The organism is Sphingopyxis sp. SE2 (assembly GCF_032227185.1).
Lineage (GTDB): Bacteria > Pseudomonadota > Alphaproteobacteria > Sphingomonadales > Sphingomonadaceae > Sphingopyxis.
On sequence record NZ_JAPMXW010000001.1, the window covers coordinates 3,658,629 to 3,684,779 of the forward strand.

Consider the following 26,151-nt stretch of genomic DNA (forward strand, 5'->3'; position numbering starts at 1 on the left):
CGGTGAAACCTCTGCGCCCGGTCGAACATTTCTCCCGCGAAGGAGAATGACGATGATGCGATGGACGATGCCGGCCGCGCTGTTAATGCTCACGGCGTGCAGCGGCGGACAGGATGAGGAAACGGGACCCGAAGCCAGCTCGGATATCGGCCCGCTGCAAAAGGCCGAGCGCCCGGCGCCCGCCGAAACGCCTGCGCCGGACGCAGAACCCGAAGCGCCGGCAAAGACCGAGCCCGGCGACAAAGTCGACGGCAAGACGATCCCCTCCGCGATCCGCGGCCGCTGGGCGCTGAAGGCCGCCGATTGCGCCGCAAAAAAGGGCGCCGACCTCACCGCGTTGACCATCGACGCAACAAATTTGCGTTTCTTCGAGTCGCACGGCGAGCTTGCCGGCGTGCAGAAGAGCGACGCGAACAGCATCGTCGCCGACTATAAATTCAGCGGCGAGGGCGAGGAATGGGATCGCCGGATGCAGCTCGATCTCGCCGATGGCGGCAAGACGCTCGTTCGCCGCGATTCGGGTGAGGGTGCCGCAGCGGGCGCGATGCGCTATACGCGCTGCGCCGGATGACGGTTTTTTGAAAGGGAGATTATCGATGGACATTCGCTTGCTCGCACTTGTCGCCGCCCTGCCGCTTGCCGCCTGCTCGAGCAGCGATGCGCCTGTCGAATCGACCCCGCCGCCGCCCGAGGCCGAAATGACGTGCAAGGCGGACGCGGTGCAGTCCTATGTCGGCCAGACCGTCACCCCCGATCTCGGCGCCGCGATCCTCAAGGCATCGGGCGCGCGCACATTGCGCTGGGGCCCGCCGCGCTCGGCGATGACGATGGACTATCGCGTCGACCGCGTGAACGTCATGTACGACGATGCGTCGAAGATCACACAGGTCACCTGTGGCTGACGCGTCGCGGCGTCATCACTCCTCGGCGTCCCCGTTCGAACCGGTCTACGGCTACAGCCGCGCGGTTCGGGTGGGGGACCGCATCGACGTGGGGGGCTGTGCGCCGATCGAGGCCGACGGCAGTTCGACCGTCGGCGATGCGGGGGTTCAGGCGGCGCGCTGCCTGACGATCATCGCCGAGGCGCTCGCGGCGCTCGGCGGATCGCCCGCCGACGTCGTGCGCACGCGCATGTATATCACCGACCCCGCCGACGCCGACCTCGTCGGCCGCGCGCACGGCGCGATGTTCGGCGACATCCGTCCCGCCTCGACGATGCTCGTCATCCCCGCGCTGATCCGCCCCGAGTGGAAAGTCGAAATCGAAGCCGAAGCGATTCTAGAGAAATGACCATGACCGACCAGTTCCAGCTTACCGATGACCAGCTCGCCATCCAGGACATGGCGCGCAAATTCACCGCCGATCGCATCACGCCCTTCGCGGCCGAGTGGGACGAGAAAAGCCACTATCCCGTCGACGTGTGGAAGGCGGCGGGCGAGCTCGGCTTCGGCGCGATCTACGTCGCCGAGGAGTCCGGCGGCATCGGGCTCGGCCGGCTCGAGGCGGCGCTGATTATGGAGGCGATGGCCTATGGCTGCCCCGCTACATCCGCTTATGTCTCGATCCACAATATGGCGACGTGGATGATCGACCGCTTCGGCGGAGCGGAGGTCAAGGCGCGCTTCCTGCCCGACCTCGTCAGCATGGAAAAGATCGCGAGTTATTGCCTGACCGAGCCGGGCTCGGGGTCGGACGCCGCGGCGCTCAAGACGACGGCGAAAAGGGACGGCGACCATTATGTCCTGAACGGCACCAAGCAGTTCATCTCGGGCGCGGGCCATAACGACATCTATGTCTGCATGGTCCGCACCGGCGACGAGAAGTCGAAAGGCATCTCCTGCCTCGTCGTCGAAAAGGACACGCCGGGCCTCAGCTTCGGTGCGCCCGAGAAGAAGCTCGGGTGGAACGCCTCCCCCACCGCGCAGGTGATCTTCGAGGATTGCCGCGTGCCCGCCGAGAATCTGGTCGGCGCCGAAGGCGACGGCTTCCGCTTCGCGATGGCGGGGCTCGACGGCGGGCGGCTCAATATCGGCGCCTGTTCGCTCGGCGGCGCGCAGCGCTGTCTCGACGAAGCGATCGCCTACACCAAGGATCGCCAGCAGTTTGGGTCCCCGATCGCCGATTTCCAGAACACTCAGTTCATGCTCGCCGACATGGCGACCGACCTCGAAGCGTCGCGCGCGCTGCTTTACATGGCGGCGGCGAAGGTCACCGCGAACGCGCCCGACAAGTCGCGCTTCTCGGCGATGGCGAAAAGACTCGCGACCGACAATGGCAGCAAGATCGTCAACGACGCGCTCCAGTTGTTCGGCGGCTATGGCTATCTCAGGGATTATCCGATCGAGCGTTTCTGGCGCGACCTTCGCGTTCATTCGATCCTCGAAGGCACCAATCAGGTGATGCGGATGATCGTCGGAAGGGACCTGCTGCGCCAATGACCGAAGATGTATTGATTGCAACCGACGTCCGCGTCGGCCGCATCTCGCTCAACCGCCCCAAGGCGATCCATGCGCTCAATCTCGCCATGTGCGAAGCGATGATCGACGCGCTTTTAAAGTGGCGCGATGATGATGCAGTCGAGGCGGTGATCATCGATCATAGCGAGGGACGCGGTTTCTGCGCGGGCGGCGACATCCGCATGCTCGCGGAGAGCGGGGCGAAGGACGGCAAAGAGGCGCGCGCCTTCTTCCACACCGAATATCGCCTCAACCACCTGCTCTTCACCTACCCCAAACCCGTCGTCGCCTTCATGGACGGCATCACCATGGGCGGCGGGGTCGGCATTTCGCAGCCGGCGAAATATCGCGTCGCGACCGAGCATACGCGCTTCGCGATGCCCGAAACGGGAATCGGCCTTTTCCCCGACGTCGGCGGCGGCTGGTATCTGCCGCGGCTCGAAGGGCGCGTTGGTGCTTATCTCGCGCTCACCGGCGCGCGGCTCGACGGCGCCGAATGTCTCGCGCTCGGCCTCGCGACGCATTATCTGCCGTCGGAGAAACTTGCCGAGGCCAAGGAACGCATCGCGGTCGCCCCCGACCGCATCGGCGGCATCTTGGGCGAGCTGTCGGTCACCGCGCCGCCCGCCAGCATCACCCAGAATCTCGAACGGATCAACCGCCTGTTCGCGAGCGACACCTATGAGGACATTCTCGCCGCGCTCGAAGCCGACGGCGGCGAATGGGCGGCCAAGGAGCTGGCAACGCTCCACGGCAAGAGCCCGCAGACCTGCAAGGTCGCGCTCCGCCAGCTCAAGGAAGGCGGCGAGATGCACGACTTCGCCGCGCAGATGACGCAGGAATATGCGATCGGAAGCCGCGTCGTTTCGATGCACGACTTCATCGAAGGCGTCCGCGCGCTGATCATCGACAAGGACAACAGCCCGAAATGGGATCCGCCGACCCCCGAAGCGGTCACCGACGACTGGATCGACGCGATCTTCGCGCCTTTGCCCGAGAGCGAGAAATGGACCCCGCTGACTTGATCGTCGCCCCCGTGAAGACGGGGGCCGCCAGACTTTAACGCCAACGGCCCCCGCCTTCGCGGGGGCGACGGAGAAAAAAGATGACCTACGAAACCCTCCTCGTCGAAACGCGCGGGGCCGTCACGCTGGTGACGCTCAACCGCCCGCAGGCGCTGAACGCGCTGAATTCGAGCGTACTCGACGATCTGATCGCCGCCTTCACCGCCTTCGAGGCCGATGCCAGCCAGCGCTGTGCGGTGCTCACCGGATCGGGCGACAAGGCCTTCGCTGCGGGCGCCGACATCAAGGAAATGGCCGACAAGCCGGCGGCCGATTTCTACCTTCAGGATTTCTTCTCGAAATGGACAAGCGACTTCGTGAAGAAGGTGCGCAAGCCGTGGATCGCGGCGGTGAATGGCTTTGCCTTGGGCGGCGGCTGCGAACTTGCGATGATGGCCGACTTCATCATCGCGTCGGACAAGGCGAAGTTCGGTCAGCCCGAAATCAAGCTCGGTGTCGCCCCCGGCATGGGCGGGTCGCAGCGGCTGACGCGCGCGATCGGCAAGGCGAAGGCGATGGAAATGTGCCTCACCGGCCGGATGATGGACGCCGCCGAAGCCGAGCGCTCGGGCCTCGTCGCGCGCGTCGTCGCGCATGAAACGCTGGTCGAGGAAGCGGTGAAGACCGCGACCACGATCGCCGCGATGCCGCCGATGGCCGCGATGGTGAACAAGGACATGGTCAACGCCGCGTTCGAAACCACGCTCGACCAGGGCCTCATCTACGAACGCCGCCTGTTCCAGATCCTCGCCGCGACCGAGGACAAGGCCGAAGGCATGGCCGCCTTCATCGAAAAGCGCGAAGGCGTGTGGAAGGGGCGGTGAGCCCAGTTCCCCTCCCGCTTGCGGGAGGGGTTAGGGGAGGGTCTGTTTCCTCTCCACCAGTTCAATATTCGGGACAGGCCCTCCCCCGGCCCCTCCCGCAAGCGGGAGGGGAGAGATAATGAAAATCGCATTCATCGGACTCGGAAACATGGGCGGCGGCATGGCCGCCAACCTTGCGAAAGCGGGCCACGACGTCCGCGCCTTCGACCTCAGCGAGGAAGCATTGGCGCGCGCCGTCGAAGCCGGCTGCACCCGCGCCGCATCGGCGGCCGAAGCCGTCACCGGCGCCGAAGCCGTCGTCACCATGCTCCCCGCGGGCAAGCATGTCGCGGGTGTCTACGAAAGCGACGTCTTTCCCAACGCCGCGCCGGGCACGCTGCTGCTCGACTGCTCGACGATCGACGTCGCGACCGCGCGCGCCAATATCGAAGCCGCGACCGCCAAGGGCCTCGTCGCGGTCGACGCGCCCGTCTCGGGCGGTATCGCCGCCGCCAATGCGGGAACCTTGACCTTCATGGTCGGCGGCACGGACGAAGGTTTCGCGCGCGCCGAACCGATCCTCGCCAAGATGGGCAAGGCGGTGATCCATGCGGGCGGCGCCGGCGCGGGGCAGGCAGCGAAAATCTGCAACAACATGCTGCTCGGCGCGTCGATGATCGCGACGTGCGAAACGCTCGCGCTCGCGCAGAAGCTCGGGCTCGATCCGCAGAAATTCTTCGACATCGCCAGCGTGTCGTCGGGGCAATGCTGGTCGCTCACCAGCTACGCGCCGCTCCCCGGCGTCGGGCCGACGACGCCCGCCGACAATGATTACAAGGGCGGCTTCGCCGCCGCGCTGATGCTCAAGGATTTGCGCCTTGCCATGGAGGCGGCCGCCAGCGTCGATGCCGACGTCCCGATGGGGTCGAAGGCGCGCGAATTGTACGAGGCATTCGTCGAGGCCGACAAGGACGGCCGCGACTTTTCGGCGATCATCAAGACGCTTCAATCCTAGTCGTCGCCCCCGCGAAGGCGGGGGCCGCTGGAAAGGTAGCGTAAGGCTGATAGCGGCCCCCGCCTTCGCGGGGGCGACGGGCCTCAGTAAAAATCCGCCGTCTCGCCGCCGTCGCGGCGCTCGGTGCGATGCACCTGCGTCGGGGCCTTGTGCTCGCCGGTGCGTACCTCGATCCGGCCATCGATGCGGCGCACTTCGGCCGGCGCCAATATTCGCGCGCGCGCGACGCCGATCGCGCTAACCTGCGGCGTCGCTACGAGAGCGGTTACCGGCACGCTGCCGGTGAGCAACAGGAGGGCAAGGGCGGACATGGCGTTCATGCTCTGCCGTAACGGCGGGTCTTGCCAGCGCTTTGACCCTGAATCGCAAGTTTTCGCTCACGCCTGCGGCCGCCTCCGGGCAAAAGAAAGGCCGCCTGCCCCGCAGCGGGACAGACGGCCTGCTTTTCGTGAGCGTGCGCGGGCTCAGAAGCCCGATTTCGCCTCCGCTTTCTCCTTGAGCAGCGGCGCGATTTCGAAACCATGTTTCTCGAGCGCCGCGACGATCTTGTCGGTGCCTTCCAGCCCCGCCCAGAACATCGGGCCGCCGCGATAGACCGGCCAGCCATAGCCATAGATCCACACGACATCGATGTCGCTCGCCCGCTGCGCCTTGCCTTCGGACAGGATCAGCGCGCCTTCGTTGACCATCGGATAGAGGGTGCGCTCGATGATCTCCTGATCGGTGATCTCGCGCTTCTCGACTCCCGCCTTTTGGCGGAATTCCTCGATGATCTCGGCAACGCGCGGGCTTTCGCTCGGCGTGCGCTTTTCGTCATAGTCGTAGAAACCTGCTTGCTTCTTCTGGCCCCATCGGCCTTCGGCGGCGAGCGCGTCGCGGATGCTTTCGATGCGGTTGGGGTCGCGGTGCCAGCCGATGTCGACGCCGGCAAGGTCGCTCATCTGGAACGGCCCCATCGGCATCCCGAACTCGACATGCACCTTGTCGACCTGCGCCGGCGTCGCGCCTTCGAGCAGCAGCTTCATCGCCTCCATCTGGCGCGGCTTCAGCATCCGGTTGCCGATAAAGCCGTCGCACACGCCCGCGACCACGGCGACCTTCCCGATCTTTTTGCCGATCGCCATCGCCGTCGCCAGCGCGTCGGGCGCGGTCTTGTCGCCGCGCACGACCTCGAGCAGCTTCATGACGTTGGCGGGCGAGAAGAAGTGCATGCCCAGCACGTCGCCGGGGCGGCTCGTCGCGGTCGCGATTTCGTCGATGTCGAGATAGGAGGTGTTCGACGCGAGGATCGCGCCGGGCTTCGCGATCTTGTCGAGCTTGCCGAAAATGTCCTTCTTGACGTCCATATTCTCATAGACCGCCTCGATGATGAGGTCGCAGTCGGCCAGGTCGTCGAGGCTGAGCGAGGGGGTGATCAGCCCCATCATAGCCTCGACCTGTTCGGGCTTGAAGCGGCCCTTGGCGGCCGACGCGTCGTAGTTCTTGCGCACGACGCCCAGCCCGCGGTCGAGCGCGTCCTGTTGCATTTCGACTATCGTGCACGGAATGCCCTTCTGCAGGAAGTTCATCATGATCCCGCCGCCCATCGTGCCGGCGCCGATGATGCCGACCTTTTTGATCTCGCGCAGCTGCGTGTCCTTGGGCAGGCCGTCGATCTTGGCCGCCTGACGCTCGGCGAAGAAGATGTGCCGCTGTGCCGCCGACTGGCTGCCGAACATCAGCTTCATGAACTGCTCGCGCTCGAAGGCGAGGCCTTCGTCGAAGGGCAGGCGCGTCGCCGCCTCGACGCAGGCGAGGTTGGCATAGGGCGCCTCGAACCCGCGCCAGCGCTTGGCATTCTTGGCCTTGAGCTGTTCGATCACCGCAACGTCGCCGAATACCGGACGTTCGCGCGTCGGGCGCGGGCCGTCGGCGATCTTGGCGCGGGCGAAGGCGATCGCATCGGCGGCAAGGCTGTCCTCGCCCGCCAGTTCGTCAACGAGGCCTAGCTCTTTGGCCTTCGATGCGGGCAGCGGATCGCCGGTCGAGGTCATCGTCGCGGCGGCTTCGACGCCGACGACGCGCGGCAGGCGCTGCGTGCCGCCCGCGCCGGGGAGCAGGCCGAGCTTCACCTCGGGCACGCCGAGCTTCGCCGAGGGCACCGCAACACGGTAATGACAGACGAGCGCGGTTTCGAGACCGCCGCCGAGCGCCGTCCCGTGGATCGCCGCGACGACGGGCTTCGATGCCGCTTCGATGCTGTTGAGCACCGCGTTGAAATCGGGGCCGCGCGGCGGCTTGCCGAATTCGCTGATGTCGGCGCCCGCGATGAAGGTCGCGCCGGCGCAGCGCAGCACGATCGCCTTGACGCCATCGTCGGCGAGCGCGGCGGTGAAATTATCCTCGAGCCCCTGCCGGACGTGCCAGGAGAGCGCGTTGACCGGCGGGTTGTTGACGATGATGACGGCGATTTCGCCATCCTTTTCCATCGTGACGGATACGGGGGTTTCTTCGGTCATGGGAGAACTCCTTCAAATAGGCCGCTCGCATCGAGCGAAGTCGAGATGCCCCTCGGGCTAGGCGCCCGTTCGACGGGTGTCTCGACTTCGCTCGACACGAACGGAGAGGTGGTGTTGCATTTCAGTCATCGATCGCGGCGTGGACAAGCGTCTTGACCTCGCGCCGCACGGGATAGGTGGAGGAAGGCATGAGCTGGGTCATGAAGACCATGCAAATCTCCTCGACCGGATCGACGAAGAAGCCGGTCGAGAACATGCCGCCCCAGTAAAAGTCGCCCGCCGAGCCGGGAATGCCCGCGCGCGCCGGATCGAGCGTGACCGCGAAGCCGAGCCCGAAGCCGACCCCGGCATTCTCGTCCTCGCTGAAAATGCCGACGCTGTGCTGCGTCAAATCGCCGCCGCCGACGAGGTGGTTCGATGTCATCAGATCGAGCGTCTTGCGGCTGACGATCCGTGTGTTGCCCAATTTACCACCGCCAAGCAGCATCAGGCAGAAGCGGTGATAATCGCCCAGCGTCGAGGCAAGCCCGCCGCCACCCGAGTGGAAACTGCGCTCCTTCGCCCAGCGGCTGCGCGCGCCTTCGTCGAAGCCCTGCATCTTGTTCTTGGGGTGAAAGGCATAGGCGTCGGTCAGGCGGTGCTGCTGGTCGGCGGGCACCCGGAACCCGGTGTCGACCATGCCGAGCGGGCCAAAGATGCGCTCCTGCAACACCTCTGCGAACGGCTTACCCTCGATCCGCTCGATCACCGCGCCGAGCACGTCGGTCGCCATCGAATAATTCCAGTGCGCGCCGGGGTCGAATTGCAGCGGGATTTTCGCGAGGTCGGCGATAAAGCTGTCCATCGTGTAATCGGCATCGAAATCGTCGATCCGCGCCTTGCGATAAGCCGCGTCGACCGGGGTGCGCTCCTGAAAGCCATAGGTCAGTCCCGACGTATGGCGCAGCAAATCGACCATGCGGATCGGCGACGCGGGCGGTCGCGTCAGGAAGGGGACATTGCCGCCGCCCGCGACGAAGACGCCGGTGTCCTTGAACTCGGGGCAGAACTTCACCAACGGATCGGACAGCGCGACCTTGCCCTCCTCGACCAGCATCATGAAGGCGATGCTGGTGATCGGCTTGGTCATGCTCGCGATGCGAAAGATCGCGTCGTCCTTCAGCGCCTCGCCGGGCCGCGCGTCGCCGATGCACGAGCGATGCGCGATCTCGCCGCGCCGCGATACGAGCGTCGCGGCGTGCGGCAGGCGGCCGGTGTCGACATATTTGGCGGCGAGAAAGGCGGGGATGCGGTCGAGCCGCGTCGTGTCGAATCCGTGGGTCATGCAGCGCTGCCTATCAGTGCGAGGTCTGGCCAAGCAACTGGCGCGTCACCGGGTGCGAACTGGTGAGGCCGCCATCGACCGCGATCGCTTGTCCGTTGACATAGCTCGCCTGATCGCTCGCGAGGAACAGCGCGACATTGGCGAGCTCCTCGGGCTGCGCCGCGCGGCGTAAAGGGTTCAATTGGCCGAGTTTGTGCGTGACTTCCTTGGCCTTGGCATAATCGAAGGTCGGCTTGGTCATCCCCGTTTCGGTCAGGCCGGGGCAGACGGCATTGACCCGCACGCCGCTCGTCGACAGCTGCTGCGCCGCGACCTTGGCAAGGTTGATCACCCCCGCTTTCGACGCGGAGTAAGCACCCGGGCCCGCGCCCGAATTGATCCCGGCAACGCTCGCGGTCAGCACGATCGCGCCGCCGCGGCCCTGGTCGACCATCGCCTTGCCCGCATGTTTCACCATCAGCGCGGGGCCGATCAGGTTGACGCGCAGCGTTTCGGTCCATTGGGCGGGATCGAAATCGAAGATGCCGCCCATGTCGCCGATGATCCCGGCATTGGCGAAGGCGACGTCGAGGCCACCGAAATTCTCTTTCGCGGCCGCGACGAGCGAGGCGACATCGGCTTCTACGCCCGCGTCGATTTCGAGCGCGACGACTTCGCCGCCCGCATCCTTCACCAGCTTTGCCGTGTCGTGCACCGCCGCACTCTTGTCGCCGATGACGAGCTTCGCGCCCTCGGCGGCGAAGCGCAGCGCGCTCGCGCGGCCGATGCCGCTGCCCGCGCCCGTGATGATCGCAACCTTGCCGTCCAATGCGCCCATCATGCGCCTCCCGAAATCGTGGCTCCGCCATCGCACACGATGGTCTGGCCGGTGGTGAATGCCCCCGCCTTGCTGGCGAGGAAGACCGCGGCGCCCGCGATCTCGTGCGGCTCGCCGATCCGCTTCAGGGTCGAGGCGGCGGTCGAGCGCCCCAGATTTTCTTCATTTTCCCACAAGGCGCGTGCCATGTCGGTGCGGATCAGGCCCGGCGCGATGCAGTTGACGCGCACGCCGCTGGGTCCGAACTCGACCGAAAAATTGCGCGCGACCTGCATGTCGGCGGCTTTCGAAATCCCATAGGCGCCGATGATCGGCGATCCTTTCAGCCCGCCGATCGAGCTGATGATCGTGATCGACCCTTCGCCGCGTTCGAGCATTTCGGGCGCGACCATCGTGATCAGCCAGTGATTGGACAGGATATTATTGTCCATGATCTTGCGGAACTGATCGTCGCTGATCCCGAGGCCGGGACCATAATAGGGGTTTGACGCCGCGTTGCAGACGAGCGCGGTGATCTTGCCGAAGGCGGCGCGCGTTTCGTTGACGAGGTTCTGCAAATCGTCCTTCGACGAGATGTTGGCGGCAACCGAAATCGCCGTGCCGTCGCCGAACTTCGCGTTGATCTCCGCTGCGGTCGCGTCGCACGCATCCTGCTTGCGGCTCGAAATCACCACCTTCGCGCCCTGCTCGGCCATCGCTTCGGCCGTGGCCTTGCCAATGCCGCGCGACGATCCGGTGATCAGCGCGACCTGCCCGGTCATGTCGAACAGGCTCATGCGCCGGCCTTTCGTGCAAAGTCCCACGCCTTTTCGGCGAGCGGACGGACGCGTTCGGACATCGCTTTCGCATGGGCGGAGGAAGCGGTGCCGTCGATGACGCGCTTCTTGATCCCCTGCATGATGCCGGCGAGGCGGAAGAAATTATAGGCGAAATACCAGTTCATGTCGGGCACGCCGTCGCGGCCGGTGGCTTGGCAATAGCGTTCGACCATCTCGTCGAGTTCGGGAATGCCGAGCGCCTTGCGGTCGAGGTCCATCACCCCCGACCGCCCGCCATTTTCGGTCACCCACGCCATCGCGACATAGGTGAAATCGGCGAGCGGATCGCCCAGCGTCGACAGCTCCCAGTCGAGCACCGCGAGTACCTCGGGCCGATCCTTGGCGAAGATCATATTGTCGATGCGGTAATCGCCATGGACGACGCTGGTACGCGTCTGCTCGGGCAAGGTTGCGGGCAGCCACGCGATCAGCTGCTCCATCTCGTCCATCGTCTCGGTTTCGGAGAGGCGGTACTGCTTGGTCCAGCGGTCAACCTGGCGGCCGAAATAATTGCCGGGCTTGCCGAAGTCACTGAGCCCCGCCGCCTCGATATCGACGCTGTGCAGCGCCGCAAGCGTGTCGATCATCGCCTCATAGGTCGCGCGGCGGTTCTCGGGGGTCGATCCCGGCATAGCGCCGTCCCAGATCGTGTGGCCGTCGACCATGCCCATCACATAGAACCAGCTGCCGACCACCGAATCATCGGTGCAGAGGCCATATTGGCGCGCGACGGGGAAGCCCATTTTATGCAGGCCTGCCTGCACCTTATACTCGCGATCGACCGCATGCGCCGAGGGCAGCAGTGGGCCGAAGGGCTTGCGGCGCAGCACATAATTGCCCGACGGGGCCGAAATCTTGTACGTCGGGTTCGACTGGCCGCCGGCGAACTTGCCCTGCGTCAGCGGACCTTCGAAGCCCTCGACATTGGCTTCCATCCACGCGGTCAGCTTCGCCTCGTCGAGCACATCGGCGCCCTCGGGCGCAACGGTGCCGCTGAAGGCTTTCTGGGCGTCCAAGGTCATATGTTCCTCCCTGCGCGAAGCGTGGGGAGGGGGACCATGGGAAGCATGGTGGAGGGGCCGACGAAGGAGGCGAGCGGCGCTCGCTGCCCCTCCACCAGCCTGCGGCCGGTCCCCCTCCCCATCTTCGACGGGGAGGATTGGGGGACGTGCCCCACGCTCATTGGTCGAACACGATCACCGACCGTGCGGCGTCGCCTTTCCTCATCTTGTCGAAGCCTTCGTTGACTTGTCCCAGCGGGATCGTCTCGGCGACGATCGAGTCGAGGTCGAGCAGCCCGCGCAGGTAGAAGTCGACGAGCCGCGGGATGTCGACCGGGAAGCGGTTGCCGCCCATGATCGCGCCCTGCAATTTCTTGCCCGACAGCAGGTCCATTGCGCTGAGGCCGACCTTCTCGGCGAGCGGCATCATGCCGAGGATTGTCGCGGTGCCGCCGCGCCGCAGCGACGCGACGGCGAGGCTCGCCGAGGCGGGACGCCCCACGGCCTCGATCGCATGGTCGACGCCGCCCTTACTGATTTCAACGATCTGCTTCGCGGCGTCGTCCGATAGCGCATCGACGACGTCGGTCGCCCCCAGCTTCTTCGCGAGTTCGCGCTTTTCGGGCACGGGGTCGGCGGCGATGATGCGCCCCGCACCCGCGATCTTCGCGGCGTTGATCGTCGCGAGGCCCACGCCGCCGCAGCCGACGACCGCGACGGTCTCGCCCGGCGTCACCTTGCACGCGTTGAAGATCGTTCCCGCACCCGTCGTCACCGCGCAGCCGATCACCGCGGCGCGGTCGAGCGGCATGTCGGGGTCGATCGCGACGCACGCATGTTCGTGGACCAGCATGACTTCCGAAAAGGCCGAGAGGTTGAGCATCTGGTTCACCGGCGACCCGTCGGGGCGCGTAATGCGCGGGGCCGATCCCGCCGGCCGCCGCGTGTCGCCGCCCATGCACAGCGACATGCGCCCGGTGACGCAGAACTCGCAATGGCCGCAGAAAGCGGAGAGGCAGGTGACGACCGCATCGCCGACCTTCACCGTGCGCACTTCGCTGCCGACCGCCTCGACGATGCCCGCGGCTTCGTGGCCGGGGATCGCGGGCAGCGGATGCGGATAAGCGCCGTCGATGAAATGCAGGTCCGAATGGCACAGCCCGCACGCGGCGGTGCGGATGCGCACCTCGTGCGGGCCGCAATCGGCAACGACGACGTCCTCGATGGACAGCGGCTTGCCCGGCTCGATCAGGATCGCGGCTTTGGTCATTTAGACTACCCTCTCTTGCCGTTTGCCCTGAGCCTGTCGAAGGGCCGTTCTTTCTGTATGCGAGAAAGAAGGACGGTGCTTCGACTAGCTCAGCACGAACGGATTATCCTTTAGCGTGATACCCCGATGTCGCCCGACGAAAAGCCCGGATCGCTCGCCTCGCTATGTTTGGCGAATTCGATGCGCGCGATCGCGCGTTCGTGGACTTCGTCGGGACCGTCGGCCAGACGCAACGTGCGTTGATGCGCATAGGCCTTGGCGAGCCCGAAATCCTCCGACACGCCGGCGCCGCCATGCGCCTGGATCGCATCGTCGATGATCTTGAGCGCCATGTTCGGCGCCTGCACCTTGATCATCGCGATCTCGGCCGCCGCGGTCTTGTTGCCGACCTTGTCCATCATGTCGGCGGCTTTCAGACACAGCAGGCGCGTCATCTCGATATCGATGCGCGCGCGCGCGAGGCGATGTTCCCAGATGCTGTATTCGGCGACCTTCTTGCCGAACGCCACGCGCGACTGGAGGCGCTTCGCCATCTTCGCGATCGCTTCTTCCGCCACGCCGATCGTGCGCATGCAATGGTGGATGCGGCCGGGCCCGAGGCGCCCTTGCGCGATCTCGAACCCGCGCCCCTCGCCGAGCAGCATCGCTTCCTCGGCATTGACGCGCACGTCCTTCAGTTCGATTTCCATATGGCCGTGCGGCGCATCGTCATAACCGAAGACGGGGAGGTGGCGCAGGATGTTCACCCCGGGGGCGTTCAGCGGCATCAGCACCATCGACTGTTGCGCGTGGCGCTTGGCGGCAAAGTCGGTTTTGCCCATCACGATCGCGACCTCGCAGCGCGGATCGCCCGCGCCCGACGACCACCATTTGCGGCCGTTGATCACATAATCGTCGCCGTCGCGCTCGATGCGCGTTTCGATATTCGTCGCGTCGGACGAGGCGACGCGCGGTTCGGTCATCAGAAAGGCCGAACGAATCTCGCCGTTCATCAGCCGGCCGAGATATTTGTCCTTCTGCGCGCGCGTCCCGTAACGGTGGAACACCTCCATATTGCCGGTGTCGGGCGCCGAGCAGTTGAACACCTCGCTCGCAAAGCCGACGCGGCCCATTTCCTCGGCGCACAGCGCATATTCGAGGTTGGTGAGGCCGGGCCCCTCGAACTCGAACGTCTCGTCGACATGGTGATGCGCGGCGCTGCGCGGGGGCATGAACAGGTTCCAGATGCCGGCTTCCTTCGCCTCGGCCTTCAGGTCCTCGACGACCTGGATGACCTTCCAGCGGTCGCCCGCCTTGTCCTGTTCGTTATAGGTGGGGACGGCGGGGCGGACCTTGCGTTCGATGAAATCGCGCACCCGGTCGCGCCAATAGACCTGCCGGTCGGTGAGATCGAAATCCATCTCCACATCCTTCCCTTTACGTTCACGTAAACCCTTGGACCGATTCGCGGGCCTTGCCAAGTCCTGCGGTCCGAAAATTACCTCATTTGGTCATGGCGCGCATTTTTCGCTTACGGGTGCGCCCCGCTCGCGTCGGGTTCGGCGCGCGCCGCGTCGCCCAGCAGCGCCAGCCGCGCCTCGTGATCGGCGCGCGAAATCGGAAAGCGCCGCATCACGATCAGCCCGACGATCCCGATGACGAGCACCGAAAGCATGTAACCGAGCGCCAGATCGCCGAGCACCGCGTTGCTGACCTGTCCCGGCTTGGCCCCGGCCGGAAAGGCGGCGAAGGACAGGATCATCCCCGCAGCGAAGATGCCGATGCCCGTCGCGCATTTCTGCATGAAGAAATAGCCCGCGAAGAACAGCCCTTCCGACCGGCGCCCCGTCTCGCTCTGCGACGCCTCGACGACGTCGGCCATCATCGACGAGGAGAGGATCATCAGGATGATCGAGAAGCTGTTGCTGACGAAAACGAGCGCGAACATCGTGGCGACACTCGGCTTGCCGGGCAGGCCCGGAAAAAAGCCTTGAATCCACGCGAAATAAATGCCGCTGTTGACGATCAGCGAGATCGCACCGGCGACGATCGCGGCGTCGCGCTTGCCGAGCTTGGTCGACAGCGGCGCGACGAGCAGAAAGGCCGCGATCATCGTCCCGAACAGCAGGAAGACATAGGCGACCATCTCCCCCCGCGTGAACTGCCAGAAGAAACTCAGCAGATAATTGTTCATCGCAAAGGTGATGCCCTGATTGACGAAGCCGAACAGCGCGGCGAACACCAGCCACAGGAAGGCGCGGTTCGACAGCGTATCGCGCATGTCGCGCAGGATATGCGACAGGCTCATTGCGGGCTGGTGGTCGGCGAGATTCGACACCGCGATCCGCTTGTGCTGGCCCGCCGCCGAGATGACGACGGCGCCGAGCATGACGAGCGCCCCGGTCAGCGCATAGGGGAAATAGCCCGCCGGATCGACCAGCCCCTTGGCGCCGCCGAAAATGACGCCATAGGCGAGGACGAGGATCACCAGCCCGCCGCCCCAGCCGAACAGGAAGCGGTAGCGCATCACCGCGGTGCGCTCGTCATAATCGGCGGTGAGTTCGGGGACGATCGCTACCGACGGCACTTCGCACATCGACACGAGTGCGCGCACGATGATCGCGAAGCCGATCAGCCAGGCGACGGTCGCCGCGTCGCTCATTTCTGGCGGGCTCCACAGCGCCATCCACGCGAACGCGAGCGGGAAGGGCGCGATATAGAGCCATGGCAGGCGGCGGCCCCAGCGGCTGCGGGTGCGGTCGGTCAGTTCGCCGATCACCGGGTCGACGAACGCATCGAAGATCAGCGCAACCATGATAGCGATGCCGACGACGCCGGCGTCGAGCCCGATGACCTGATTGTAGAAGAGCAGCAGGAAGGTCGAAAAGCCGTTTTCCTTGACGCCGTAAGCGATGCTGCCGAGCCCGTGCACGAGCTTCAGCCAGACGGGCAGGCGTTTGGGCGGCGGAACCGTCGCGGCGGCCGCGCTCACGCGTCGGCTCCGGCCTTGGCGGCCTCCTCCATCGCGACGAGGGCGTCGAACAGGCCGGGGGCTTCGGGGTCCCACGCGTGGCGCTGGCCGATGGTCAGCCCGCCGTCGACCAGCATATGCGTGCCGGTCATGAAGGAGGATTCCTCGCTCGCGAGATAGGCGACCGCGTTGGCGATATCCTCGGGCTGGCCGCCGCGCGCGACGGGTTGCGCGGCCGCGCTCATCCCCGCGATGATCGCCTTCGCCTCATCCTTATTCGCCTCGGGCACATCGAGCGACGAGGTGAAGATATTGGTGTTGATGAAGCCGGGGCAGATCGCGTTGACGCGAATGCCGTAACGCGCAAGGTCGGTCGCGGCGACCTTGGAGAGATGCAGCACGCCCGCCTTCGCCACCGCATAGGCGATCGGCGAATAGCCCGCGCCGAGCGCCGCGACGCTCGCGGTGTTGACGATGCTCGCGCCCTTGCGGCCCTTCATATGCGGCGCGGCATAGCGGATGCCCATCGCGACCGACTTCAGCACGAGATCCATCGTCCGGTCCCAGCCCTCGGGGCTGATCTCGTCGATCGGCGCGCGGTCGCCCGCGGCGGCGGCATTATTGAACACGATGTCGATGCCGCCGGCTTTCGCCGCGGCTTCATTCATCAGTGCCTCGATGTCCGATGGCTTGGTGACGTCGCAGCGCACGAAGTCGATCTTGCCGTTCGACTGCTCGGCGAGTGCCTGTCCGCCCGCCTCGTCGATGTCGGCGGCGAAGACATGCGCGCCTTCGCCCGCGAGTTTCAAAACCGCTGCCTTGCCTATGCCCGACGCCGCTCCGGTGACGACGGCAATCTTGCCTGCGAATCGCATTGACCCATTCTCCCGTTTTCTTTTGCCACTTAGCTTAGGCGCCAAAGGTGACGCGTCAACGGCGGTCGAATCGACGCTACGGCGCCGTAACGGCAGGCCCGATTCTCCAAGTTGACGCTTGCGTAAAGTGGCGAAGCGGACGTAGATTTGGGCGCAGAAGAGGAGCCAAAAGGATGAGCGAACTGGACGCTTTCCGTACCGAGGTGCGGGAATGGCTGGAGGCGAACTGCCCCGCCGAAATGCGCGAACCGATCCGCGACGAGGGTGACGTCTGCTGGGGCGGGCGCAATTTCAAATTCAAGAATGAAGCGCAGAAAGCGTGGCTCGAAGCGTGCGTGGCAAAGGGCTATACCGTGCCCGACTGGCCGAAGCCCTATGGCGGTGCCGGGCTGACCCCCGAGCAGACCAAGATCCTCAAACAGGAAATGAAGCGCATCAAGGCGCGCTCGCCGCTCGACAGCTTCGGTATCTGGATGCTCGGCCCCGCGCTGCTGCAATTCGGGACCGAGGAGCAGAAGGTCCAATATCTGAACCCGATCGCACGCGGCGAAATCCGCTGGTGCCAGGGCTATTCGGAACCCGGCTCGGGCAGCGACCTTGTCAGCTTGCAGACCTTCGGCGAGGACAAGGGCGATCACTGGGTCGTCAACGGGTCGAAGATCTGGACCAGCTACGCCGACAAGGCCGACTGGATTTTCTGCCTCGTCCGCACCGACAAGACGAACAAATATCAGGGCATCACCTTCATGCTCTTTGACATGGAGAGCAAGGGCGTCACGACCAAGCCGATCCTGCTGATTTCGGGCAACTCGCCCTTCTGCGAAACCTTCTTCGACGATGTCGAAGTGCCGAAGACGCAATATGTCGGCGAGATCAACCGCGGCTGGGACGTCGCCAAATATCTGCTTGGCCACGAACGCGAGATGATCTCGGGCGGCGGTGCGGGCGGCGACATGGTCAGCATCGGCGGCGCCTTTGCCAAGGCGTTCGGCAAGAATGCGGCGGGCGAACTCGACGACCCGATCCTCCGCGCCGAAATGGCGGCGTTCGACGTCGATGTCTTTGCCTACAGGGCCATGGGCGAGCGTTTCATGGATATGTGGAAGACCGGCCGCGCGCATCCGGCCAGCTCGAACATGATGAAATATGTCGGGACCGAGCTCAACAAGCGGCGACACGAGCTGGTGATGTCGGGCGGCGGCAGCGAAGCGCTCGAATGGGACAGCGAGGAAAGCAAGGGCGGCGCGCGCGCGCGCGGGTGGCTGCGCACCAAGGCGAATTCGATCGAAGGCGGGACGAGCGAAGTCATGCTCAACGTCATCGCCAAGCGCATCCTGGATTTGCCGGGGGCGTAAACGAGACACGCCCTCCCCTTCAGGGGAGGGCAGCGAGACTTGGGAGCTTGCTCCCTAGTCGCAGCGGGTGGGGTCTATCGGCCTTACGCCACGCCGACAGACCCCACCCCAACCCCTCCCCTGAAGGGGAGGGGCTAAGGAGACAGATATGCCGCTCTATCACAATGACGATCAGGCGATGCTCAAGGACAGCGTCGCCCCCTTCGTGGCCGAACAGGCGCCGGTTTCGCACCTCCGCAAGCTACGCGACAGCGCCGACGCGACCGGCTTTTCGCGCGATCTCTGGGCGCAATTCACCGAAATGGGCCTGCCCGGCATGCTCGTTCCCGAGGCGCATGGCGGGCTCGGCATGGGGCATATGGAGGCGGGCATCGTGCTCGAGGAAATCGGCCGCAACCTGACCCCGTCGCCCTTCCTCTCGACCGGCGTCGGCGCGGTCGCCGCGCTGGCGAAGGCGGGCGGAACGCAGGCCGGCCGCTGGCTTCCCGCCATCGCGTCGGGCGAGGCGATCGTCGCGCTCGCGATCGACGAGGGCGCGAAGCACCGCCCCGACCGCATCGCGACGACCGCGACGCGCGCCGGAAACGGCTTTCGCCTCGACGGCAAGAAGAGCTTCGTGCTCCACGGCCATGTCGCCGATGTCAGCATCGTCGCGGCGAAGAGTGACGGCGGCATCACTTTGTTCGCGGTGCCGAAGGACGCGAAGGGCCTGACCGCCGATCCGCGCCGTCTCGTCGACTCCTCGCTCGCGAGCCACGTCACGCTCGACGGCGTCGAGGTCGATGCCGACGCGGTGATCGGCGAGGTCGATGCCGGCGGCGAGATCCTCGACGCGCTGCTCGCCGCGACCCGCACCGGCGCCGCCGCCGAGATGGTCGGCGTCGGCCAGGGCGCGATGGACATGACCGTCAATTACCTCAAGGAACGCAAGCAGTTCGGCAAGCTGATCGGCGAGTTCCAGAGCCTCCAGCACCGCGCCGCGCATCTCTACGGCGAGATGGAAGTCGCGCGCGCCACGGTAATGAAGGCGCAGCAATTGCTCGACGAGGGCAGCGAGGGCGCGAAGCTGATGGTCTCGGTCGCGAAAGCCAAGGCGGGCCGCGCCGCGAACCTCGCGGTGCGCGAAGGCGTGCAGATGCACGGCGGCATCGGCATGACCGACGAATATGACATCGGCCTCTATATGAAACGCGACCGCGCGCTCGCCGAATATATGGGCGACGTGCATTATCACATCGATCAGGTCGCGCGGATGAACGGCTACTAATCAGCCGAACCCCTCCCCTTCAGGGGAGGGGCAGAGAGACTTGGTCCGGCGTTAGCCGGGCCTTAGTCGAGCGGGGTGGGGGGCATCGGCCTTACGCTACCTCGCCGAACCCCACCCCAACCCCTCCCCTGAAGGGGAGGGGGCTTCAAGAGGAGCCCAACCAATGAACCTCAATGACATGTTCGGCCTCGACGGCCGTATCGCACTCGTCACCGGCGGCTCGCGCGGCATCGGCAAGATGATCGTCGAGGGCTATCTCGCCGCGGGCGCCGCGCGCGTCTATATTTCGGCGCGCAAGAGTGCGCAGATCGAGGAAGCCGTCGCCGATTTCGAAACGCGCTATCCGGGCAAGGTCATCGGCCTTCCCGTCGATCTCTCGACCGTCGAGGGTTGCCGCGCGCTCGCCAAGGAACTCGAAGCGCGCGAGGAGCGGCTCGACATCCTCGTCAACAACGCCGGCGCGGCGTGGGGCGAACCCTTCGAAGGCTTCCCCGAGGCGGGCTGGGACAAGGTGATGGACATCAACGTCAAGTCGCCCTTCTTCCTGACGCAGGCGCTGCACGGGCTGCTAAAGGCCGGCGGCACCGCCGACCGCCCGGCAAAGGTCATCAACATCGGCTCGATCGACGGCATGCGGCTCAACCCGTGGGAAACATACAGCTACCACGCGTCGAAAGCGGCGATCCTCTACCTCACCAAGCGCATGGCCGCGCGGCTGGTCACCGACCATATCCTCGTCACCGCGATCGCGCCGGGCGCCTTCCAGTCGGACATGAACAAGGCCGCGCGCGACCATGGCGACGCGGTGGCGAAGAGCATCCCGGTCAAGCGCATCGGCGTGCCCGAGGACATGGCCGGCGCCGCGATCTTCCTCGCATCGAAGGCGGGCGACTATGTCGTCGGCGACACGATCACCGTCGACGGCGGGCTGGTGCACGGCGATCTGAAAACCAGCATCGACGCCTGACGCCTCCTCTCCTGCATCGTCACCCTCGAACGAGACACGTGGCTCGTTCGACTTGATCCGGGGTCCACGACTGCGGCCGTTGCATGGATCCGGGTCAAGCCCGGCATGACGAAAGGGGGAGATTGACTCAATTACTCCAAGGTGTATTATATAACTAATGCACCAAGGAGATTGACCATGCGTCTGGCGTTCCTGATTCCCCCGATGATGCTCCTCGCCGCCTGCGGGTCGAACGAGAAGGCGGCCGGCGACGCGACCGAGGTCTCGATCAATGCCGAAGGCGACGGCGGCGGCGTCAAGATCCGCACCGGCAAGGACGGCGGCAAGATCAGCATCGGCGGTGAAGGGGCCGCGATCAACATCGACGTCCCCGACTTCGTCGATCTCGACATCGAGGGCGATTTCGACATCGACGGGGTCAAGCTCTACCCCGGCAGTAACGTGACGACGGTCAACGTCGACGCGAGCGACAAGGGGGGCGCCGACAAGGCGCGGGTCGAACTCGGCTTTACCTCGCCCGCCGCGCCCGCGAAGGCGGCCGACTGGATGGCGGGCGAATTCGCCAAAAACGGCGTCAAGGTCACGCGAAGCGGCGACACGCTCGCGGGCAAGACGAAGGACGGCGAGGATTTCACGATCAACTTCGGCCCCGACGGCGCGAACGCCAAGGGCAAGGTGCTGATCACCAAGAGCTGAGCTTCGCTCCTGTGATCGTCATCCCGGCGAAGGCCGGGATCTCTCCGTTGCGTACTGGCGAGAGGTCGAGACCCCGGCCTTCACCGGGGTGACGGTTTTGGTGGCGCGACTTGGCTTCCTATCCGCTGTTCCGAAGCGCCGTCGCGATCGCGTTGATCGTCAGCTGGATACCCTCGGCGATGCGCGGGTCGGTTTCGCCCGCGCGGTGGCGCTTCATCAGCTCGATCTGCAGCAGGTTGAGCGGCTCGATATAGGGCAGCCGCAGCCGGATCGACGCCTCGAGCGCCGGGTTCCTCTCGAGCAACCGCGTCTGGCCGGTGATCTCCAGCAGCCCGTCGTGCGCGCGGTTCCAGCCATCCTTGATGCGGCCGAAGATCGCGTCATGCCCGTCGACTTCGCTTGCCAGCCCGGCATAGCGCGCCGCGATTCCCATGTCGGACTTCGCGAGCACCATCTCCATATTGCCGAGCAGCGCGGCGAAGAAGGGCGAGCTTTGCGCCATGTCGGCGAGCAGCGCTCGATCACCGAACGCCGCGAACGCCTCGCCGGTGCCGTACCAGCCGGGCAGCATCGTGCGCGCCTGCGCCCAGCTGAACACCCAGGGGATCGCGCGCAGATCCTCGATCGCCGTGCTCTTCTTGCGGCTCGACGGACGCGATCCGATCTTGAGCGTCGCGATCTCGGCGATCGGCGTCATCGCGCGGAAGAAATCCTTGAACGCCGGCGTGCCATAGACAAGATCGCGATAGGCGGCGAAGGCGGTATCGGACAAGGCGTCCATCGCGGTGGTGAAGGACTCGCTCGCATCCCCGCCAAGGCTCTCGGGCTCGAGGCTCGCGAGCAGGCTCGCCGACACCATCGCTTCGAGGTTCGTCGCCGCACTGTCGATCGTGCCATATTTGGCGGCGATCACCTCGCCCTGTTCGGTGATGCGGATGCGGCCCTGCACGGTGCCCGCGGGCTGCGCGCGGATCGCCGCAAAGGCGCTGCCGCCGCCGCGGCCGACCGCACCGCCGCGGCCGTGGAACAGCTGCATCGCGGTGTCGACCTCGTCGAACACCGGAGTCAGTGCCTGCGATGCCTGATGCAATCCCCAGGTCGAGGTGAAATAGCCGCCGTCCTTGTTCGAATCCGAATAGCCGATCATCACTTCCTGATGCCCGCGCACCCCGACCTGCGGGCCGATTTCGGGCATCGCGAAATAGCGGCGCATGATGTCGGGCGCGCGGCTCAGGTCGTCGATCGTCTCGAACAGCGGCACGACCATCAGATTGCTGGCGCCCGCCTCGGTGCCGCTCCGCCACAGCCCGCCTTCGCGCGCGAGGACATGGACCTCGAGCAGGTCGGACAGGTCCTGCGCCATGCTGATGATCCACTGGCAGATCGCATCCTTGCCGAGCCGGGCCCGCACGTCGGCTGCGGCATGGACGATCGCCAGTTCGCCCGCGGTCTCCTCGCTCCACTGATGCCAGGGCGCGGCGAGCGGCCGGTCGCTCGCGAGTTCGGCGGTGAGCAGCGCGACGCGCGCCGCTTCGTCCAGCGCCAGATAGTCGGCGCACACGCCCGATACCGCCAGCAGCTCGGCGAGCACGCGTTCGTGCACCGCACTATTCTGCCGCATGTCGAGCGTCGCCAAGTGGAAACCGAACACCTCGACCGCGCGGATCAGCCGCCCGAGCGCGCCGATACCCGCAAGTTGTCCCTTGCCGCTCGCCGACAGGCCGTTCGCGATGGTGACGAGGTCGCGGCGGAAATCGGCGGGGGTGGCATAGGCCTCGCCCTTCAGCGCGGCGGGGCGCGGCGGCGCCTTGCCGGTGATCGCCAGATACGTGGCCGACAGCCGCGCATAAATGCCCGACAGCGCCCGGCGATAGGGTTCGTCGCCGCGGCTCGGCGCGGCGTCGCCGCTCGCTTCCGCCAGCGCTTCGACCGCCTCGGGCACCGGCGCGAGGCTCGACGACACCGACAGTTCGGCGCCCAATGCGTGGACCTGGTCGATATAATGGCCGATCACCGCCGCGGCGTTGCGCGACGTCGCCTGTCGCAACGTCTCGGCGGTAACGAAGGGATTGCCGTCGCGGTCGCCGCCGATCCAGCTCCCGACGCGCAGGAAGCTCGCGGGGCGGACGCCCAGCTCCTTCTCCCAGCGCGCATAGAGCTTGGGCACCACGGGCAGGAAAACGTCGCGCAAATAGGTCAGCGCATTGTCGATCTCGTCGGCGACGAACAATTTCTGCGTGCGCAGCGGCCGCGTCTGCCACAGGAGGACGACCTGCCGCCGGATCGCGTCCTCGATCACATCGCCTTCGGGCGTCTCGTCGAGCCCGGCATCGCGCATCCGCATCAGTTCGGCGACGCGGTTCTTGTGGTCGAGCACCGACTTGCGGCGCACTTCGGTCGGATGCGCGGTGAGCACCGGCGCGACGAGTGAGGCGCCGAGCAGCGCGGCGACCGCGTCATCGTCGATCCCGTCGGCCTTCAGCTTTTCGAGCGCCGCCGCGACCGTCGCCTCGGGTTCGGCCGCGACCCCCTGCCGGTCCTCGGCCAGGTTCGCGAGCATCGAAAACAGCATGAAGCCGCGCACGAAGGAAATCGTGTCGTCGAGGCTCAGCGCATCGAGCCCCGGGTCGATCGCCTCGGCCCCCGCGATGCCGCGGTGCCGGTCGACGCTCGACGAGCGGATATATTCGGTCTGGCGGAACAATTTGTCGCCGCCATAGGCGCGGATGACGTCGCCGAGGATCCGCCCCAAATAGCGGATGTCGGGATTTTGCGAGATCTGGATAGGCGGGCCCATGCGCCGCTTGCTGCACCTGCGAAGATGCAGGGTCAAGCGGCGCATAGCTATGCGCCTATAAGATCAGTTCGTCTTGACGAGTGTCAGCATGCCCAGATCGATTGCGCGGCGGCCGTCGAACGTAACAGAGTTGCGCGTATCGGTGATGAACATCAACCTGCCCGACGCATCCGTGATCCGCGCCGACACCGCATAGCTGTGGCGCGGATCGAGCTGGCGCTGATCGACGGTTAGCGAAAAGGCGAAGGGCACCTGCCGGCCGTCGGCGGTGAAGCTTTGCTGTGCGATCGTCTTCGACGGTGCGTCCATCAAACTGACGTCGGCTAGCGTCACTTCGACCTGCGCCGTCGGCGGCAATGCCATGCGCTCGCGATAGGTGATGCTGCCGGTGACCGAGACCGGCTCTTCGGCGGGCGGGATCGTCGCGCAGGCGGCGAGCAGCGGCCCGGCGATCGCACTGACGGCGAGCATGCGGCTGATGCGAACCATGATGTTTCTCCTTTTTTCGATGGTTGGCGCGCGCCTAATTCCATCGAGGTGAACCCATGCTGTCGCGCCCGCCCATGCGCCGTTCAGCCTTCGAGTTCAACATCCCAGTAAAGCCAGTCGATCCAGCTCGTATGGAGATAATTCGGCGGAAACGCCCGCCCATTGTCCTGCAACTGCCAGCTCGTCGGACGCCACGGCTGGCGATAGAGCGGCATATGCGCCTGCTGCGGGGTGCGGCCGCCCTTCTTGAGGTTGCAAGGGGCGCAGGCGGTCGCGACATTTTCCCATGTCGTCCGCCCGCCCAGCCGGCGCGGCACGACATGATCGAAGGTCAGGTCCTTGCCCGACCCGCAATATTGGCAGGCGAAGCGGTCGCGCAGGAACAGGTTGAAGCGCGTGAAGGCGGGATGCTCCGACGGCTTCACATATTGGCGGAGAGCGATCACGCTCGGGATCGGCATCGTCCGCGTCGGCGAATGAATCTCGCGCTCGTAATTTTCGACGATGGTGACCCTGTCGAGGAACACCGCCTTCACCGCGGTCTGCCAGGGCCAGAGGCTCAAAGGATAATAGCTCAGCGGCGTATAGTCGGCGTTGAGAACGAGCGCCGGACAGCTGTCGGGATGCCGGGCAAGATCGGGATGGAACATGGCTAGGTAACGCTGCCCCCATTGCTTCACGGGATGGCGCGCCACTGCCTCCCGCGCGTGACACTGTCATTACATGCCCTATCAGATTCTGCCGTCAAGGGGCTTATTTCCGCAAGATATGGAATGATTCGCTTTGACTCGGTACAGCATATGGATTCATTGCAGAGGCAATGCTGACGCGTTTCGCCCCCAGCCCGACCGGCGACCTGCACTTGGGTCATGCCTATAGCGCGGTTCTCGCGCACGCTGCCGCGCGCGCCGTGGGCGGGCAATTTCGTCTCCGCATCGACGATATCGACGGCGGCCGCTCGCGCGAGGATTATGTCACCGGCTCGCTCGCCGACCTCGCATGGCTCGGGATCGACCGGGACGGCGATCCGGTGCGCCAGTCCGACCGGCTCGGCAGCTATGCCGCCGCGCTCGACGACCTTCGCGCGCGTGGCCTCGTCTACCCCTGTTTCTGCACCCGCGCCGACATCGCCGCCAGCCTGTCGGCGCCGCACGGGCCCCCAGATGGACCGTCCGGCGCGATCTATCCCGGCACCTGCCGCGACCTGTCCGTGGGCGAGCGCGAACTGCGCATGGCGGACGAGCCGCATTGCTGGCGCCTCGACATGGCGCGCGCGGCGGCGGAGGCCGGCGATCTCGTCTGGGAAGAAGCGGGGCAGGGGCTGCGCCTCGCCGACCCCGCCGCGCACGGCGATATCGTCCTCGCGCGCAAGGACGCGCCCGCCTCCTATCATCTTGCGAGCACGCTCGACGACGCCGCCATGGGCGTGACGCACGTCATCCGCGGCGCCGACCTGATCGCCTCAACCGACGTTCACCGGCTGCTGCAGGCTTTGCTCGGCCTGGCCGTGCCGGTTTATCGCCACCATGCGCTCGTTTGCGGCGCGGACGGTAGAAGACTCGCCAAGCGCGACGCCGCGGCGTCGCTCAAATCGCTGCGCGACGCGGGTGCCGACGGCCGCACGCTTGCGGCCGATTTGGCGGTCGACAGGCTTCCCACTGGCTATTCGCTGCAAAATCCCTAGATAGG

General features: G+C 65.6%; 25 protein-coding genes. 12 read left to right on the top strand and 13 right to left on the bottom strand.

The annotated features are described in order from the left end of the window. Positions 1 to 52: 52 nt before the first annotated feature. The 7 genes from OVY29_RS17490 to mmsB all read left to right on the top strand — a co-directional run bounded on the left by OVY29_RS17490 (position 53) and on the right by mmsB (position 5,338). The gene (locus OVY29_RS17490) at positions 53 to 571 is read left to right on the top strand and encodes a hypothetical protein (protein ID WP_037553368.1); all 519 of its coding nucleotides are present in this window, start codon (positions 53 to 55) and stop codon (positions 569 to 571) included. A 25-nt stretch (positions 572 to 596) separates the two neighbouring features. Next, a complete protein-coding gene (locus OVY29_RS17495; RefSeq protein ID WP_037553095.1) occupies positions 597 to 902 on the top strand; it encodes an I78 family peptidase inhibitor in 306 nt (101 codons plus the stop codon). Continuing rightward, a complete protein-coding gene (locus tag OVY29_RS17500; RefSeq protein WP_037553096.1) occupies positions 895 to 1,290 on the top strand; it encodes a RidA family protein in 396 nt (131 codons plus the stop codon). The genes OVY29_RS17495 and OVY29_RS17500 overlap by 8 nt, the downstream gene beginning before the upstream one ends. A gap of 2 nt (positions 1,291 to 1,292) precedes the next feature. Continuing rightward, the gene (locus OVY29_RS17505; protein WP_037553097.1) at positions 1,293 to 2,438 is read left to right on the top strand and encodes an acyl-CoA dehydrogenase family protein; all 1,146 of its coding nucleotides are present in this window, start codon (positions 1,293 to 1,295) and stop codon (positions 2,436 to 2,438) included. Then, entirely contained in the window at positions 2,435 to 3,481 is a 1,047-nt protein-coding gene (locus OVY29_RS17510) for an enoyl-CoA hydratase/isomerase family protein (RefSeq protein ID WP_037553099.1), read from the top strand. Before OVY29_RS17505 ends, OVY29_RS17510 begins: the two co-directional genes overlap by 4 nt. A gap of 80 nt (positions 3,482 to 3,561) precedes the next feature. Next, positions 3,562 to 4,344, top strand: a complete 783-nt coding sequence (locus tag OVY29_RS17515) for an enoyl-CoA hydratase-related protein (RefSeq protein WP_037553100.1) — start codon at positions 3,562 to 3,564, stop codon at positions 4,342 to 4,344. A gap of 118 nt (positions 4,345 to 4,462) precedes the next feature. After that, positions 4,463 to 5,338 (top strand): 3-hydroxyisobutyrate dehydrogenase, encoded by an 876-nt coding sequence (gene mmsB / locus OVY29_RS17520; RefSeq protein WP_200880123.1) that lies wholly within the window; start codon positions 4,463 to 4,465, stop codon positions 5,336 to 5,338. An 83-nt stretch (positions 5,339 to 5,421) separates the two neighbouring features. Here mmsB and OVY29_RS17525 read toward each other — a convergent pair whose 3' ends face one another. From OVY29_RS17525 to OVY29_RS17570, 10 genes are all read right to left on the bottom strand, one after another. Then, positions 5,422 to 5,649, bottom strand: a complete 228-nt coding sequence (locus OVY29_RS17525; RefSeq protein ID WP_235211406.1) for a hypothetical protein — start codon at positions 5,647 to 5,649, stop codon at positions 5,422 to 5,424. A gap of 153 nt (positions 5,650 to 5,802) precedes the next feature. After that, on the bottom strand, positions 5,803 to 7,836 hold the full coding sequence (locus tag OVY29_RS17530; RefSeq protein ID WP_037553105.1) for a 3-hydroxyacyl-CoA dehydrogenase NAD-binding domain-containing protein: 2,034 nt from the start codon (positions 7,834 to 7,836) through the stop codon (positions 5,803 to 5,805). Positions 7,837 to 7,957: 121 nt separating this feature from the next. After that, positions 7,958 to 9,160 (bottom strand): serine hydrolase domain-containing protein, encoded by a 1,203-nt coding sequence (locus OVY29_RS17535; protein WP_037553106.1) that lies wholly within the window; start codon positions 9,158 to 9,160, stop codon positions 7,958 to 7,960. Between the two features lie 13 nt (positions 9,161 to 9,173). Continuing rightward, positions 9,174 to 9,977, bottom strand: a complete 804-nt coding sequence (locus OVY29_RS17540; protein ID WP_037553108.1) for an SDR family NAD(P)-dependent oxidoreductase — start codon at positions 9,975 to 9,977, stop codon at positions 9,174 to 9,176. Then, positions 9,977 to 10,753: an SDR family NAD(P)-dependent oxidoreductase gene (locus OVY29_RS17545; protein WP_037553111.1), complete on the bottom strand. Its 777-nt coding sequence runs from the start codon at positions 10,751 to 10,753 to the stop codon at positions 9,977 to 9,979. The genes OVY29_RS17540 and OVY29_RS17545 overlap by 1 nt, the downstream gene beginning before the upstream one ends. After that, complete coding sequence (locus tag OVY29_RS17550; RefSeq protein WP_037553114.1) at positions 10,750 to 11,817, bottom strand: phosphotransferase family protein; 1,068 nt, start codon at positions 11,815 to 11,817, stop codon at positions 10,750 to 10,752. Before OVY29_RS17550 ends, OVY29_RS17545 begins: the two co-directional genes overlap by 4 nt. Before the next feature lie 157 nt (positions 11,818 to 11,974). Next, positions 11,975 to 13,066, bottom strand: coding sequence for a Zn-dependent alcohol dehydrogenase (locus OVY29_RS17555; RefSeq protein ID WP_037553118.1), 1,092 nt, complete (start codon positions 13,064 to 13,066; stop codon positions 11,975 to 11,977). A 110-nt stretch (positions 13,067 to 13,176) separates the two neighbouring features. Further along, positions 13,177 to 14,466 carry an acyl-CoA dehydrogenase family protein gene (locus OVY29_RS17560; protein ID WP_037553119.1) on the bottom strand — a complete coding sequence of 430 codons (1,290 nt, stop codon included), beginning with the start codon at positions 14,464 to 14,466 and terminating at the stop codon, positions 13,177 to 13,179. Positions 14,467 to 14,576: 110 nt separating this feature from the next. After that, positions 14,577 to 16,037, bottom strand: coding sequence for an MFS transporter (locus OVY29_RS17565; protein WP_313911806.1), 1,461 nt, complete (start codon positions 16,035 to 16,037; stop codon positions 14,577 to 14,579). After that, positions 16,034 to 16,891, bottom strand: coding sequence for an SDR family NAD(P)-dependent oxidoreductase (locus OVY29_RS17570; protein WP_037553121.1), 858 nt, complete (start codon positions 16,889 to 16,891; stop codon positions 16,034 to 16,036). The genes OVY29_RS17565 and OVY29_RS17570 overlap by 4 nt, the downstream gene beginning before the upstream one ends. 173 nt (positions 16,892 to 17,064) lie before the next feature. Between OVY29_RS17570 and OVY29_RS17575 the strand changes: the two genes are divergently transcribed. From OVY29_RS17575 to OVY29_RS17590, 4 genes are all read left to right on the top strand, one after another. Continuing rightward, on the top strand, positions 17,065 to 18,246 hold the full coding sequence (locus tag OVY29_RS17575) for an acyl-CoA dehydrogenase family protein (protein ID WP_037553123.1): 1,182 nt from the start codon (positions 17,065 to 17,067) through the stop codon (positions 18,244 to 18,246). Between the two features lie 148 nt (positions 18,247 to 18,394). After that, positions 18,395 to 19,513: an acyl-CoA dehydrogenase family protein gene (locus OVY29_RS17580; protein ID WP_037553125.1), complete on the top strand. Its 1,119-nt coding sequence runs from the start codon at positions 18,395 to 18,397 to the stop codon at positions 19,511 to 19,513. Positions 19,514 to 19,676: 163 nt separating this feature from the next. Then, positions 19,677 to 20,480 carry an SDR family oxidoreductase gene (locus OVY29_RS17585; RefSeq protein ID WP_037553127.1) on the top strand — a complete coding sequence of 268 codons (804 nt, stop codon included), beginning with the start codon at positions 19,677 to 19,679 and terminating at the stop codon, positions 20,478 to 20,480. Positions 20,481 to 20,657: 177 nt separating this feature from the next. Further along, complete coding sequence (locus OVY29_RS17590; RefSeq protein WP_037553134.1) at positions 20,658 to 21,176, top strand: hypothetical protein; 519 nt, start codon at positions 20,658 to 20,660, stop codon at positions 21,174 to 21,176. Positions 21,177 to 21,294: 118 nt separating this feature from the next. Here OVY29_RS17590 and ppc read toward each other — a convergent pair whose 3' ends face one another. From ppc to OVY29_RS17605, 3 genes are all read right to left on the bottom strand, one after another. Then, positions 21,295 to 23,973, bottom strand: coding sequence for a phosphoenolpyruvate carboxylase (ppc, locus tag OVY29_RS17595; RefSeq protein ID WP_037553136.1), 2,679 nt, complete (start codon positions 23,971 to 23,973; stop codon positions 21,295 to 21,297). 63 nt (positions 23,974 to 24,036) lie between these two features. After that, a complete protein-coding gene (locus tag OVY29_RS17600; RefSeq protein ID WP_037553137.1) occupies positions 24,037 to 24,462 on the bottom strand; it encodes a YbaY family lipoprotein in 426 nt (141 codons plus the stop codon). Positions 24,463 to 24,545: 83 nt separating this feature from the next. Then, the gene (locus OVY29_RS17605; protein WP_037553138.1) at positions 24,546 to 25,112 is read right to left on the bottom strand and encodes an HNH endonuclease; all 567 of its coding nucleotides are present in this window, start codon (positions 25,110 to 25,112) and stop codon (positions 24,546 to 24,548) included. Between the two features lie 170 nt (positions 25,113 to 25,282). Here OVY29_RS17605 and gluQRS point away from each other — a divergent pair, with 170 nt between their 5' ends. Then, positions 25,283 to 26,146 carry a tRNA glutamyl-Q(34) synthetase GluQRS gene (gene gluQRS, locus OVY29_RS17610; protein WP_037553139.1) on the top strand — a complete coding sequence of 288 codons (864 nt, stop codon included), beginning with the start codon at positions 25,283 to 25,285 and terminating at the stop codon, positions 26,144 to 26,146. The last annotated feature ends 5 nt before the right edge of the window (positions 26,147 to 26,151 follow it).